The sequence below is a fragment of the Sphingomonas sp. STIS6.2 genome (assembly GCF_000732685.2).
In the GTDB taxonomy this organism is placed as follows: Bacteria; Pseudomonadota; Alphaproteobacteria; order Sphingomonadales; family Sphingomonadaceae; genus Sphingomonas; species Sphingomonas aerolata.
In genome coordinates this window covers 317,695-331,273 of sequence record NZ_JPDP02000159.1, presented here as the reverse complement: position 1 = coordinate 331,273, position 13,579 = coordinate 317,695, and the positions used below count along the sequence as shown (strand labels likewise).

The window sequence follows — 13,579 nt, the reverse complement described above, 5'->3', positions numbered from 1 at the left end:
AGAGACACGCACGCTGCCCGGGTTCGGTCGCATGACGGCTCTGCGGTTAGAGGATCCCGCCGCGACCGAGGCGTTCGGCGCGAAATTGGCAGCGCACGTCAAGGCGGGTGACGTGATTGCGCTGACGGGGACGCTCGGCGCGGGGAAGACGAGCCTGGCACGCGGGCTGCTGGCGGCGCTCGGTCTGGTCGGCGAGGCGCCATCGCCGAGTTTCGCGATCGTCCAGCCCTATGCACCCCCCGAGGTGCGTCTGCCCGTGCTCCACGTCGATCTGTACCGGATCGACGATCCGGACGAGATCGTCGAGCTCGCGCTTGACGACGCGCGCTATGATTCAGTTCTGATCGTCGAATGGCCAGAGCGTGCGGGGCCGGACTATTGGCCGGACGCGCTTCGGCTCGACCTCACGATCGAACCGGACGGCACGCGCGGCTTGACAGCCGGAGTGCCGGAGGGTTGGACGCGGCGATGGCCGATATGACACCCCCGGCGGGCGCCGCCGCATTTCTCGACGCGCAGGGCTGGACGGGGGCGACGCTCCTGCCGGTTGCGGGGGATGCCTCGTTCCGTCGCTATTTCCGCGTCGTCACAGGGCCGCGCCACGCGATCCTGATGGACGCGCCGCCGCCACATGAAGACCCGCGCCCGTTCATCGCGGTCGCACAGTGGCTGGTCGGGCGGACGTTCCGGGCACCCGCGATCCTCGCGAGCGACCTGACGCAGGGGCTCGTGCTGATCGAGGATTTTGGAGATGATCGGTTGCGCGAGGCGATCGACGCATCGTCCGACAAGGGCATGGCGCTTTATGCGCCCGCGATCGACCTGCTCGGGCGTCTTCACGCGCACCCGGCCGGACCGTTCGCACCCTATGACCGTGCCGTCCTGGCGCGCGAGGCCGCGCTGTTCGTCGACTGGTATTGCCCAGCCATCGGGATCGTCCCGGACCGGGCGGGCTGGGATGCGGCATGGGATGCGGTGTTCGATCACGGGATCGCGACCGCCCCCGTCACCGTCCTGCGCGATTATCATGCGGAGAACCTGATGCTGCTCGCGCCGGACGGAGCGCTCGGCCTGCTCGACTTCCAGGATGCGCTCGCCGGGCACCCGGCCTATGACCTCGTGTCGCTGTTGCAGGACGCACGGCGCGACGTCGATCCTATGGTCGAGGCAGCGATGCTCGCGCGCTACCGCGAAGCGACGGGCGTTGGTGACGATTTCCTAAACGCCTATCACGTGCTCGGCGCGCAGCGGAACGCCAAGATCCTCGGCATTTTCACGCGGCTATGGAAGCGCGACGGCAAGCCGCGCTACCCGACCTTGTGTCCCCGGGTCTGGACCTATCTCGAGCGTGACCTGGCCCAGCCGGTGATGGCGCCGGTCGCGGCCTGGTTCGACGCCAATGTGCCGCCCTCACACCGCGGCGACCCACTGGTGTTGGCGGCATGAGCGGTCAGCGCATGATCCGTCCGATCCCGCGCGGGACGGTGCCCGAGACGGCGATGGTGATGGCGGCCGGGCTCGGCAAGCGGATGCGCCCGTTGACCGCGACGCGCCCCAAGCCGCTCGTCGAAGTAGCCGGCAAGGCGCTGATCGACCATGTCTTCGATCGACTGCAGCGTGCCGGGATCGCCCGCGCGGTCGTCAATGTCCACTATCTTGCCGATACGCTGCAGGCGCATGTCACCGATCGTTACCCCGATATCGAGGTCGTGATTTCGGACGAGCGTCGCCGGTTGATGGAGACGGGCGGCGGGCTGGTTCAGGCACGTACCCTGCTCGGCGATGCGCCGGTTCTGGTGGTCAACAGCGACAATCTCTGGATTGACGGACCGGTCGACGCGATCCGCCTGCTTGCGTCGCGCTGGGACGATGCGACGATGGATGCGCTGCTGCTGATGGTGCCGCTCGCCCGCGCTCACAATCACGGCGGGCCGGGCGACTTCCATCTCGCAGCGGACGGCCGGATCACCGGACGACGCAAGCCGGGGCGGGTCGCACCCTTCGCTTTTACGGGCATTCAGATCCTCCACCCGCGCGTCATCGCGGATTGGCCCGAGGGACCGTTTTCTACGAACCTGTTCTGGGACCGTGCGATCGCTGCGGGTCGGGCATTTGGTCAGGTCCATCAGGGCCTGTGGTTCGACGTTGGCACCCCTGGCGCGATTCCGAAGACCGAGGCGATCCTGGCCGGTGGCTGAACGGACGGGGCCGACCCTTTACACCATCCCCGCCCATCGCGCCTTTGCCGATGCGCTGGTCGCGGGTTTGCTCCGGCGGGCAGGGCAGGACCCGCTGGCGCTCGCCCGCGCGCTGATCCTGTTGCCGAACAACCGCGCGATCCGGGCCGTGACCGATGCTTTCGTGCGGGCGAGCGGCGGGGGGCTGGTTCTGCCGCGGATGATCGCGCTGGGCGACACGGGGCTGGGCGAAGCGGTCGGCGCCGCGCTCGATCCGGCGGACGATGCCGATCCGCCGCTGCCAGCAGTGCCGCCCTATCAGCGGCGGATGATCCTTGCGCGGCTGGTGTCGGAAGAACGGCGGCGTGGGGGGCATCCGATCGATGCCGCCGAGGCGGTCCGACTTGCCGGCGAACTCGCCAAGACGCTCGACCAGTTGCTCGTCGAGGAGGTCGCGCCGACGCGCCTGCACGAGATCGAGCTCGGTCCCGAACTGACCGAACACTGGCAGCGCGCATTGTCGACGTTCGACGTCGTGCTGCAGCGATGGCCGGGCGAGCTGGCCCGCCTGGGGCGGATCGACGCGGCGACCCGGCGCGCCGCGCTGCTCGACAGATTGGTGGTGCGATGGCGTGCGACGCCGCCGGCCGGGCTGGTTTGCGCCGCGGGCGTAACCGACTCCGCGCCGTCGGTCGCGCGCGCCCTGCGTTGCGTCGCGGATCTGCCAGGCGGCATGGTGGTGTTCGCGGATCTCGATCTGCACCTGCCCGACGAGGAATGGGATGCGCTGGGGCCCCACCCGCGAAACGCGGAGACCGGGCTGACGCGGCGGTCGATCGAAACGCATCCGCAATTCCATCTGAAACTCCTGCTCGAACGCATGGGCGTCGGGCGCGCCGAGGTCGCGACCTGGCGCGAGGGCGGTGGCCATGACGCCGACACGACGCGAAGCCGCGCGATCGCCAATGCCTTGTCCCCCGCCGACTTCACCGGAAAGTGGACCCGGCTGGGCGCGGAGGATCGCCGCCTGAAGGGGGTGACGGTCGCCGAACTGGCAACCCCCGCCGAGGAGGCGCAGGCGATCGCACTGGCCCTGCGCGGCGTACTGGAGGAGCCGGGACGGACAGCGGCGCTCGTCACGCCCGATCGCGCACTGGCGCGGCGTGTCGCGGCGCATCTCGGGCGCTGGCAGATCCTGATCGACGACAGCGCGGGCCGGCCCTTGTCGATCCTCCCGCCCGGGACCCTGATCCTCGCGCTGGTCGAGGCGGCGGCACAGCGTTTCGCACCGCTCGCCTTGCTGGCGCTGCTGAAGCACCCGCTGGTCCGCAGTGGCGATACCCGGCTGGCGTGGCTCGACGGCGTTCGTGCGCTCGATCGCGCGTTGCGTGGACCACGGCCCGCAGCAGGTCTTGATGCTGTCGATGCGCATCTACGCGCCGGAACGGCGAAGCGCTGGTGGCCCGAGGCGCAAGCGCTGCTCACGCCGATCGCCGCGGTTTTCGAACGCGGCGCCCAGCCGCTCGGCCCGTTGCTGGCGATCGTCCGCGAGACGGCCGCGGCGCTGTGCGGCGATGAACTCTGGGCCGGCCCCGCAGGGCGTGCCGCGGCGCAATGCCTTGCGGATCTCGAAATCGAAGCCGATGCCGGCCCACCGCTTGTCGATCCCGGCGAACTTGCGCAGCTCTTGCGGACCTTGCTCGACGAGGTTGCGGTGCGGCCATTGCAGGGCGCGCATCCGCGTCTGGCGATCTATGGTCTGCTCGAGGCGCGATTGCAGACCGCCGACCTGATGGTCCTGGGCGGACTGAACGAAGGCATGTGGCCGGGGCGTCCCGCGCCGGATCCGTGGCTTGCGCCGCGGATCCGCGCCGAACTCGGGCTGCCGGGCCTGGAGCGGCAGGTGGGGACGTCGGCGCATGATTTCGCCCAGGCGCTCGGCGCGCCGCGGGCGATCGTCACGCGTGCGCGCCGCGACGCCAAATCGCCGGCATTGGCGTCGCGACTGTGGCTGCGACTGCAGGCACTTGCGGGGGACAGGTTCGAGCGGGCCGAGGCGCTCGAGGCGTGGACACGCGACCTCGACGATCCCCGGGCGCACCGACCCTCCGACCGTCCGGCACCGTCACCGATCGCCGCGCTGCGGCCAAGGCTGATTTCGGTGACCGAGGTCGACCGGTTGAAGGCCGACCCCTATGCCTTCTATGCGCGCCGGGTGCTCGGTCTGATCGCGCTCGACCCGGTCGATGCGGATCCGAGCGCGGCGTGGCGTGGCACCGCGGTCCACGACATTCTCGAGCAATGGTGGAAGCACGACGCCTGCGCGATTGATGCATTGCGGCCGCGGGCCGAGGCGATGCTGCGCGACGAGCGGACGCACCCGATGATGCGTGCGCTCTGGCAGCCGCGGCTGCTCGAGGCGATCGACTGGATCGCGGGCACGATCGCGGCGCAGGCCGTCGATGGCCGGGTCGTCGCCAGCGCGGAAGGCAAGGGCGAGATCGCGATTGCGGGGGTGACGCTGCGGGGACGGTACGACCGTGTCGACCGGCTGCCGGGCGGGGAACTGGCGATCATCGACTACAAGACCGGCAAGCCACCCTCCGCGACCGCGGTGCGCGCGGGCTATAGCCTGCAGCTGGGGTTGCTGGGGCTGATCGCCGAGCGCGGCGGCTTTGCCGATGTCGCGGGCAAGGCGGGTGCGTTCGAATATTGGTCGCTTGGCAAGAAGCGCGATGCGTTTGGCTATGTCGAGAGTCCGGTCGATCCCGAAGGCAAACGCGACAAGATCCCGACCGCGGATTTCACCGCGACGGCGGCACACAACTTTACCGAGGTCGCGGGAAACTGGCTCACCGGCAGCGCTGCCTTCACCGCCAAGCTCGTGCCGGAATACGCCCCCTATGCCGAGTATGACCAGCTGATGCGCCGCGATGAATGGTATGGTCGTGAATAGCGGCGAGCTTCGCACCTTACCCAGGCTCAAGGGCGCGCAGGCCGCAGCTAGTGACCCCCGCGCTCATGTCTGGCTGTCCGCATCGGCGGGAACCGGCAAGACCCAGGTCCTCGCGGCGCGCGTCTTCCGCCTGTTGTTGCGCGGCGTCGATCCGGGCGCGATTTTGTGCCTGACCTTCACCAAGGCGGGCGCCGCCGAAATGGCGCAGCGGATCAACGGGCGGCTCGCCGCCTGGGTGCGGATGCCCGGTCCCGCGCTGGGTGCCGATCTGATCGCCCTGGGGGAGGTGCCCGACCAGGCGTTGCAGGATCGTGCGCGGACGCTGTTCGCCAAGGTGCTCGACGCCCCGGGGGGCGGGTTGCGGATCCAGACGATCCACGGTTTCTGTCAGGGCCTGCTGGCGGCGTTTCCGGTCGAAGCTGGGCTGACCCCGGGTTTTCGCCCTCTGGAGGCACGCGAGGAAGCCGGGCTTGCACGCGAGGCGCTGGCGGGGATGCTCGCGGACGCCGAGCGTGAGGGGCGGGAACGTCCGGTCGAGATCGTCGGCCGCTTGTCCCTGCGGATGGGGGAGGGCGGTGCCGAGGGGTTCCTGATGGCCTGCGCCCGCGCGCTGCCCGCGCTTGAGGCGTTGCCGTCGGGTATCAGGCCCTGGTTGCGCCGGACGCTCGAACTACCCGCCGGCGATATCGACGAGGCGGTCGCGGACTGGTGCGAGGCGCTGGATATCGACGCGATCACGCGGATCGGCGCGGCCAACCGGGCGTGGGGAACCGCGACAGGGCTGAAGCAGGCGGCGATGGTCGAGGGGTGGCTCGCGTCGCCGGACCGTGCGGCGATGCTTCCCGACCTCGCAGGCGTCGTGCTGACGGCCAAGGGCGAGCCGCGCAAGGCGCAGAAGAAGCTGATCGATCTCGAACCTGACTATGAGATTCTGGCACAGGATGTCGGCGCGGCCTGTGCGGATATTGCATCGATGATCCAGCGCGTGGCCTATGCCGATCTTCTCGCGGATGGGCTGGACGTCGGGCGCGATTATGCGCGCGCTTATGCACTCGCGAAACGGCGCGTCGGCGGGGTCGATTTCGACGATCTGATCGCGACGACCGTTGCCTTGCTCGACCAGCCCGGCATCGGCGAATGGGTCCGCTACAAGCTCGATCAGGCGACCGAGCATGTCCTGATCGACGAGGCGCAGGACACGAATGCCGACCAGTGGCGGATCGTGCGGGCGCTCGCCGACGAATTCTTTGTCGGGCGCGGCATCTATGCCCCATCGACGCGCACGCTGTTCACGGTCGGCGACTGGAAGCAGGCGATCTTCGGCTTTCAGGGGACCGACCCGTTTAACTTCGCTGCCGCAGAGCTGCATTTCGGGCGGCGCGCGCTCGAGGTCGCGGGCGACGACGAATGGCCGGAGGCGGAGCGGGGCCTGCCGCTCGAGCGGCTGTCGCTGACCCACTCCTTCCGGTCGACCCGGCCGATCCTCGCGTTTGTCGATGCCGCGGTCGCCGCGGCGGGCGAGCCGGGGCTTGGCGCGATCGGCGAGCTCGAGGTCCATGCGAGCGAGGTCAAGGGCCCGGGCAGCGTGACGTTGTGGCCACCGGTCATCGCAGGGGGGAGCGAGGACGACGAGGAGGGCTGGGTCGACGATGCGGTCCGCAAGCTCGCGGGTGATATCGCCAAGGCGGTCCGACGCTGGCTCGCGCCCGATGGGCTGATGCTCGAGAGCAAGGGGCGACGGCTGCGCCCCGAGGACGTGATGATCCTCGTGAAGCGGCGCGGCGATCTCGCGTCGCTGATCGTCGCGCGGCTCTATGCCGAGGGCGTGCCCGTCGCGGGTGTCGACCGGCTGCGTCTGAACGCGCCGCTCGCGGTCCAGGATCTGCTCGCGACGATCCGCTTCGTGTTGCAGCCGGAAGACGATCTGAGCCTGGCATCGCTGCTCGTCTCGCCGCTGATCGGCTGGACGCAGGACGAGCTGATGGCGGCGGCGCCACGTGAGGCCGGCCCGTTGTGGCGGCATCTTCAGCGGACGCAGTCCGCCGAGCGCCTCGCGCCGCTGCTCGCGATGCTCGCACGTGCGGACATCGCAACGCCATATCAGTTTCTGGAGGAGCTCCTGTCCGGGCCGCTCGACGGACGGCGCAAGCTGATCCTGCGGCTGGGGACCGAAGCGCGCGATCCGATCGAGGAACTGCTCAACGCAGCACTGACGTTCGAGAGCAACACGACGCCGTCGCTGCAGCGCTTCCTCGACTGGTTCGATCGCGGCGATGTCGACATCGTCCGCGATCCATCGGCGCCGCTCGATGCAGTGCGCGTGATGACCGCCCACGGCGCCAAAGGCCTGCAGGCACCCTTGGTGATCCTTGCCGATGCGACCGCCGACCCCGCCGCCGCACCGCGATCGATCCTGAAATGGACTCCCGAGGACATGGTCGCCCCGTTGCCGGTGTTCCGTCCGCGCAGCAGCGAGCGGGGTGGCCCCCTCGATGCCGTGGTGACGGCAGCCGAGCGGCGCGAACTGGAGGAGCATTGGCGGCTGTTTTATGTCGCGGCGACCCGCGCCGAGGAACGTCTGGTCATCGCGGGCGCGCTCGGTACGCGGGCGCAGGGCGTTGCGCCGGTGACGAGCTGGTATGGCACCGCGGATCGTGCACTGACGGCGTTGGGCGTGGTGGATGCCGAGGGCGAGCGGGTCTTCGTCGGCGACGGGACGGAGTCTCCGGTACCGGTCAAGCCCGCTGCTAACGACGTGGCCGTGCCGTCCCAGACGATACCCAACTGGGCCCGGCACGCGGCACCGAAGGAATCACGACCGTCGCGCCCGTTGTCGCCATCTGCGCTCGGCGAGGATGCGGTGTCCGACCCGCCGCCGACTCCGGAGATGCGGCTTGCGGCCGAACGCGGCGCGTTGATCCACAAGCTGCTCGAGCGCCTTCCCGCTGTCGACGGCGGTTCGCGGGCGGCGGCGGCGGATCGCTGGCTCGGCCAGGCCAGTGGCGTTCTCGATCCCGCCGCGCGAGCGGAAATCGCAGCAAGCGCGATCGGCGTGATCGAGGATCCGCGCTTCGCAGACCTGTTCGGTATCGACTCGCTTGCCGAAGCGCCGATCGCGGCCACGCTGGCGGACGGCATCGTGGTGTCTGGAACGGTCGACCGGCTGCTGATCGGCGCGGAGACCATCCGGGTGATCGACTTCAAGACCGGGCGGCGTGCGCCGCGCGGGCTCGACGAGGTGCCGGACTATCATCTCAAGCAGATGGCGGCCTATGCGGCGGCGTTGCGGGTGATCTTTCCGGGGCGGACGATCGAGGCGGCGTTGCTGTACACCGCGGCACCCCGATTGATCGAGATCTCGGCCGATATGCTCGACAGGCACAAGCCGCGCTATGCGATGACGGAGCAAAGCTAGGCTGTCGACGGTTGAGACGCGTGCAGCCGAACCCTAAATTACGGTATAACGAAGGAGATATTTCAGTGGCGACCAAGCAGATCACCGATGCGAGCTTCAATGCCGACGTGCTGAACGCCGACGGCCCCGTGCTCGTCGATTTCTGGGCCGAGTGGTGCGGGCCGTGCAAGATGATCGGGCCGAGCCTCGAGGAGCTGTCCGAGGAATTGGGCGAGAAGGTGACGATCGCCAAGCTCAACATCGATGAGAACCCCGATGCGCCGGGTCAGTATGGCGTGCGCGGAATCCCGACGATGATCCTGTTCAAGGGCGGCGCCCCGGCAGCAACCAAGGTTGGTGCGGCACCCAAGGGTCAGCTCAAGGCGTGGCTTGAGGGCGAACTTGCGTAAGACGATACGCTGCTGCGACCGTTACCCAGCTTTCGCTGAGGTGACGGTTCGTAGTGAGCTCAGCTTCGATAGTCGGCGTTGATCGAGATATATCCGTGCGTCAGGTCGCAGGTCCACACCGTGGCCGCACCGTCGCCCAGCGCGAGATCGACGCCGATCTCGATGTCCTGCCCCTTCAGATGGTCCGCAACGGGCGCCTCGTCATAGCCGCTGAGCGCGAGCCCGCCCTCAGCCACTTGCGTATTGCCGAAGCGGATCGACAATGTGTCGCGGTCGGCTGGCTCTCCCGCCTTGCCGACGGCCATCACGACACGCCCCCAATTGGCGTCCTCGCCGGCGACCGCCGTCTTGACCAGAGGCGAGTTGGCGATGCTCATCGCGATGCGGTGTGCGCTGCGGTCGCTGTCCGCGCCGGTTACCTGGATCTCGATAAGCTTCTGCGCGCCTTCGCCGTCGCGGACGACGAGGAGGGCGAGCTGATGGCATAGATCGGCCAGCGCCGCGCGGAACGCGTCCGCGCCGATGCTGTCGTCGTCGCCGAGCGGGGCGTTGCCGGCCTTGCCCGTCGCGAATGCGAGCACCGTGTCGCTGGTCGAGGTGTCGCTGTCGACGGTGATGCACGAGAAGCTCGGCGCATTGGCCTTGGACAGTGCGGCCTGGAGAAACGCGGGCTCGATCGCGGCATCCGTGAAGATGAAGCCGAGCATCGTCGCCATGTCCGGTGCGATCATCCCCGAGCCCTTGATGATGCCGACCAAAGTGACGGTCCGATCGCCGATCACCGCGGTCGTCACCGCGCCCTTGGTGAATGTATCGGTGGTCATGATCGTCGCGGCGGCGTCCTCCCAGCCGCACGGTGCGGCGGCGAACGCGGCGTCGATCCCTGCTTCGGCCTTGTCGATCGGCAACGGCACGCCGATCACGCCGGTCGAGGCGACGAACACGTCCGAGGGCTGGCAGCCGAGATGCGCGGCCGTTCGTGCGGCGATCGCCTCGACCGCCGCACGGCCACGCGCACCAGTAAAGGCGTTCGAATTGCCCGCGTTGACGACGAGCGCGCGCGCCTGCCCGAGCGTCAGCGCCGCGCGGCACCACTCGACCTCGGGCGACGGACATTTGCTCTGCGTGAGCACGCCCGCAACGACCGTGCCCGGATCGAGCGTCACGAACGTCAGGTCACACCGATCCCAGGCCTTGTAGCCGGCACGCGCGACATGCGGCACGACCCCGTCGATCAAAGGGGCGGCGGGGAAGGGCAAGGCGAGCGGCGAGATCTGCATCCTGCCTTCATAGTCGCTGCGGTCCGGCCCGCAAGATCGCGGGTTGCGTCTGACGGCCGCCCGTTGACCGGTGTCCCGTGCGGTTGGGGCTATAGAATGACATCGGCGTGCTTCGGCGGTCGGCGAGCTCCGTCAGGGTCGTCGTTCCTACGCACGACGCCGTCCCTTACGGATCGAACGTCCGCGCGTTCGCCGGGTGCTTCCCTCCGACGAATGGTAGATTTTACACGCAAGCTCGCATACAGCCGGTCCCGCATGAACCTGCTGCTTCTCCTTTCTGCCCTCCTGTCCGCGCTGACCGGCGCGGTGCCGGGTGTGCGTGGGCAGTCCGCACAGGCAGTGGCGCAGGGCAGCATTTGCGCGCAGACCGCGGCGGTGGCGGTGGCAAAGGTCGCGGTACGACCGGTCGCCGCGCTCGCTTCGCTCGACGAGGTTGCCACCTCGGCGACGCTGCCCGTCGTCGCGATCATCACGGCCCCTATCTGGACGGACCGTCGGCGCGAATAGCGTCGCGCGCCTGATCTCTCGGCCTGCGGGCCACTCCTCCTCTTTGCGCGTGCGTGCCCCCGCGTGCCGTCGCGCCCTATAATCAGGAAATCAGCCCATGTTCGGTGGCTTTGCCAAATCGCTGTTCGGATCGTCCAACGACCGTTACGTCAAATCGCTCAACCCGATCCTCGCGAAGATCGCATCGTTCGAGCCTTCGCTCGTTGCGATGTCGGACGAGGAATTGTCCGGGCAGACCGCGAAGTTCCGTGCCCGACTCGCTAACGGCGAGAAGCTCGACGACTTGCTTCCAGAGGCATTTGCCACGGTGCGCGAGGCGGCCAAGCGCGTGCTTGGCCAGCGGCATTACGACGTGCAGATGGTGGGCGGCATCGTCCTTCACCGCGGCGAGATCGCCGAGATGCGTACCGGCGAGGGCAAGACGCTCGTCGCGACGCTTGCGACCTACCTGAACGCCCTGCCGGGCGACGGCGTCCACGTCGTCACGGTCAACGACTATCTGGCGGCGCGCGACGCGGAGTGGATGGGGCAGGTCTATACCTTCCTTGGCATGACGATCGGCGTGATCGTGCCGAACCTGTCGGACGAGGAGCGTCGCGCCGCCTATGCCGCCGACATCACCTACGGCACGAACAACGAGTTCGGCTTCGACTATCTGCGCGACAACATGAAGTACGAGCGCAGTTCGATGGTGCAGCGCCGCTTCAACTTCGCGGTGGTCGACGAGGTCGATTCGGTCCTGATCGACGAAGCGCGTACGCCGCTGATCATCTCGGGGCCGACCGACGACAAGTCCGAGCTGTATATCCAGGTCGATGCGGTCGTGAAGCAGCTCGTCCCCGGTGACTATGACAAGGACGAGAAGCAGAAGACGATCATCCTCACCGAGGACGGCACCGAGAAGGTCGAGCGGATGCTCGAGGCGGCAGGGCTGCTTGAAGGCGCCAACCTGTACGACTTCGAGAACACGCAGGTCGTCCACCACCTCAACCAGGCGCTGCGCGCGATCGTGATGTTCAAGTCGGACATCGATTACATCGTCAAGGACGGCAAGGTCATCATCATCGACGAGTTCACCGGTCGCATGATGGACGGCCGGCGCTGGTCGGACGGCCTTCACCAGGCGGTCGAGGCCAAGGAAGGCGTCCAGATCGAGCCTGAGAACCAGACGATGGCCTCGATCACGTTCCAGAACTATTTCCGCATGTACCCCAAGATCGGCGGCATGACCGGTACGGCGGCGACCGAGGCGGCCGAGTTCTACGACATCTACAAGATCAACGTCGTCAGCATCCCGACCAACGTCACGGTCAAGCGCGTCGACGAGGAAGATGAGTTCTACAAGGACACCAAGGACAAGTTCGCCGCGATCGCCAAGAAGATCAAGCATCACGCCGATCTCGGCCAGCCGGTGCTCGTCGGCACGGTATCGATCGAGAAGTCCGAGCTGCTGAGCGAGTTCCTCGTCGGCGAGGCGGTCGAGCACAAGGTGCTGAACGCGCGCTTCCACGAGATGGAGGCGCACATCGTTGCGCAGGCCGGACGCAAGTCCGCGGTGACGATCGCGACTAACATGGCGGGCCGCGGCACCGACATCAAACTCGGTGGCAATCTCGAATTCCGCATGCTCGACGAGCATCCCGATCTGGTCGAGGGCACGCCCGAATATGCCGCCGAGGCGGCGCGGATCGAGACCGAGATCGAGGCCGAGAAGCAGGCGGTGCTCGCCGCGGGTGGCCTGTTCGTGCTTGGTACCGAGCGTCACGAGAGCCGGCGTATCGACAACCAGCTGCGCGGGCGCTCGGGTCGTCAGGGCGATCCGGGCCTGTCGCGTTTCTACCTCAGCCTCGACGACGATCTGCTGCGCATCTTCGGGCCGGACACGCTGTTCGCCAAGATGATGCGCAACAATATTGAGGACGGCGAGGCGATTGGCAGCAAGTGGCTGTCGAAGGCGATCGAGACCGCGCAGAAAAAGGTCGAGGCGCGCAACTACGATATCCGCAAGCAGGTCGTTGAATATGATGACGTGATGAACGAGCAGCGCAAGGTCATCTACGAGCAGCGCGCGGACATCATGGATGCCGATACCGTCGGCGACGTGGTGACGGACATGCGCGCGGAGACGGTCAACGTCATCGTCGGCGAAGCCTGCCCGCCCAATTCCTATCCCGAACAGTGGGACATTGCGGGGATGAAGACGCGGCTTGCCGAGGTGCTCAACCTCAAGCCGCAGATCGAGGCATGGCTGCTCGAAGAGGCGATCGATCCCGAGATCGTCGAGGAACGCATCCGCGCGATGGCGGACGAGGCGATCGCGGACAAATCCGCAGATCTCGACACCGAGACGTGGACGTCGGTTGAGAAGTCGATCCTGCTGCAGAATCTCGACCATCACTGGAAGGAGCATCTGGCAACGCTCGACGCGCTGCGCCAGGTCGTCCATCTGCGCGCCTATGCGCAGAAGACGCCGATCAACGAGTATAAGCAGGAGGCGTTCTCGCTATTCCAGCGGATGCTTGAGACGATTCGCGAGGACGTGACGAAGACGATCGCACACGCGCAGTTCCAGATCCAGGCACCGGTCGGCCTGCCCGAACTGCCCGATTTCATCACGACGCATTTCGACCCGTTCACCGGCGAGAATGACAGCCTCGACCAGGCGCGGGGCATGTCGGGGCACATCACGTCGCAGCTCCCGCCGATGCAGATCCCGCAGCCCCAGGCTGCGGATATCGGCGAGGATCCGGCGAATTGGGAAGGTGTGGTCAGCCGCAACGCGCCATGCCCATGCGGGTCGGGGCGCAAATACAAGCAGTGCCACGGCGCGGTCTGAACGCTGCTTTGACGGGCCG

The 13,579-nt window shown here is 67.6% G+C and carries 9 protein-coding genes; 8 read left to right on the top strand and 1 reads right to left on the bottom strand.

The window, feature by feature from the left end; translation table 11 throughout:
- Positions 1-31 precede the first annotated feature (31 nt).
- The 6 genes from tsaE (at position 32) to trxA (ending at position 8,937) form a co-directional block, all read left to right on the top strand.
- Positions 32-481 (top strand): tRNA (adenosine(37)-N6)-threonylcarbamoyltransferase complex ATPase subunit type 1 TsaE, encoded by a 450-nt coding sequence (gene tsaE, locus sphst_RS16430; RefSeq protein ID WP_107045840.1) that lies wholly within the window; start codon positions 32-34, stop codon positions 479-481.
- A complete protein-coding gene (locus sphst_RS16425) occupies positions 478-1,446 on the top strand; it encodes an aminoglycoside phosphotransferase family protein (protein WP_199849021.1) in 969 nt (322 codons plus the stop codon). The genes tsaE and sphst_RS16425 overlap by 4 nt, the downstream gene beginning before the upstream one ends.
- Complete coding sequence (locus sphst_RS16420) at positions 1,443-2,198, top strand: nucleotidyltransferase family protein (protein WP_031439047.1); 756 nt, start codon at positions 1,443-1,445, stop codon at positions 2,196-2,198. Before sphst_RS16425 ends, sphst_RS16420 begins: the two co-directional genes overlap by 4 nt.
- Positions 2,191-5,133 (top strand): double-strand break repair protein AddB, encoded by a 2,943-nt coding sequence (gene addB, locus sphst_RS16415; RefSeq protein WP_107045838.1) that lies wholly within the window; start codon positions 2,191-2,193, stop codon positions 5,131-5,133. Before sphst_RS16420 ends, addB begins: the two co-directional genes overlap by 8 nt.
- Positions 5,120-8,548: a double-strand break repair helicase AddA gene (gene addA, locus sphst_RS16410; protein ID WP_199849020.1), complete on the top strand. Its 3,429-nt coding sequence runs from the start codon at positions 5,120-5,122 to the stop codon at positions 8,546-8,548. The genes addB and addA overlap by 14 nt, the downstream gene beginning before the upstream one ends.
- Before the next feature lie 65 nt (positions 8,549-8,613).
- A complete protein-coding gene (trxA, locus tag sphst_RS16405) occupies positions 8,614-8,937 on the top strand; it encodes a thioredoxin TrxA (RefSeq protein ID WP_031393340.1) in 324 nt (107 codons plus the stop codon).
- Positions 8,938-8,996: 59 nt separating this feature from the next.
- On the opposite strand, the gene argJ is transcribed toward trxA, so the two are convergent.
- On the bottom strand, positions 8,997-10,217 hold the full coding sequence (gene argJ, locus sphst_RS16400) for a bifunctional glutamate N-acetyltransferase/amino-acid acetyltransferase ArgJ (RefSeq protein ID WP_031393341.1): 1,221 nt from the start codon (positions 10,215-10,217) through the stop codon (positions 8,997-8,999).
- Positions 10,218-10,472: 255 nt separating this feature from the next.
- On the opposite strand from argJ, the gene sphst_RS16395 reads away from it, so the two are divergent.
- Both sphst_RS16395 and secA read left to right on the top strand, forming a co-directional pair.
- Complete coding sequence (locus sphst_RS16395) at positions 10,473-10,724, top strand: hypothetical protein (protein WP_031393342.1); 252 nt, start codon at positions 10,473-10,475, stop codon at positions 10,722-10,724.
- A gap of 97 nt (positions 10,725-10,821) precedes the next feature.
- Positions 10,822-13,560, top strand: coding sequence for a preprotein translocase subunit SecA (secA, locus tag sphst_RS16390; protein ID WP_031393343.1), 2,739 nt, complete (start codon positions 10,822-10,824; stop codon positions 13,558-13,560).
- The last annotated feature ends 19 nt before the right edge of the window (positions 13,561-13,579 follow it).

Excerpts from the sequence above, each read along its gene's own strand:
- tsaE (WP_107045840.1), top strand. The coding sequence starts at position 32 with ATGACGGCTCTGCGGTTAGAGGATCCCGCCGCGACCGAGGCGTTCGGC.
- sphst_RS16425 (WP_199849021.1), top strand. The coding sequence starts at position 478 with ATGACACCCCCGGCGGGCGCCGCCGCATTTCTCGACGCGCAGGGCTGG.
- sphst_RS16420 (WP_031439047.1), top strand. The coding sequence starts at position 1,443 with ATGAGCGGTCAGCGCATGATCCGTCCGATCCCGCGCGGGACGGTGCCC.
- addA (WP_199849020.1), top strand. The coding sequence starts at position 5,120 with ATGGTCGTGAATAGCGGCGAGCTTCGCACCTTACCCAGGCTCAAGGGC.
- argJ (WP_031393341.1), bottom strand. The coding sequence starts at position 10,217 with ATGCAGATCTCGCCGCTCGCCTTGCCCTTCCCCGCCGCCCCTTTGATC.
- sphst_RS16395 (WP_031393342.1), top strand. The coding sequence starts at position 10,473 with ATGAACCTGCTGCTTCTCCTTTCTGCCCTCCTGTCCGCGCTGACCGGC.
- secA (WP_031393343.1), top strand. The coding sequence starts at position 10,822 with ATGTTCGGTGGCTTTGCCAAATCGCTGTTCGGATCGTCCAACGACCGT.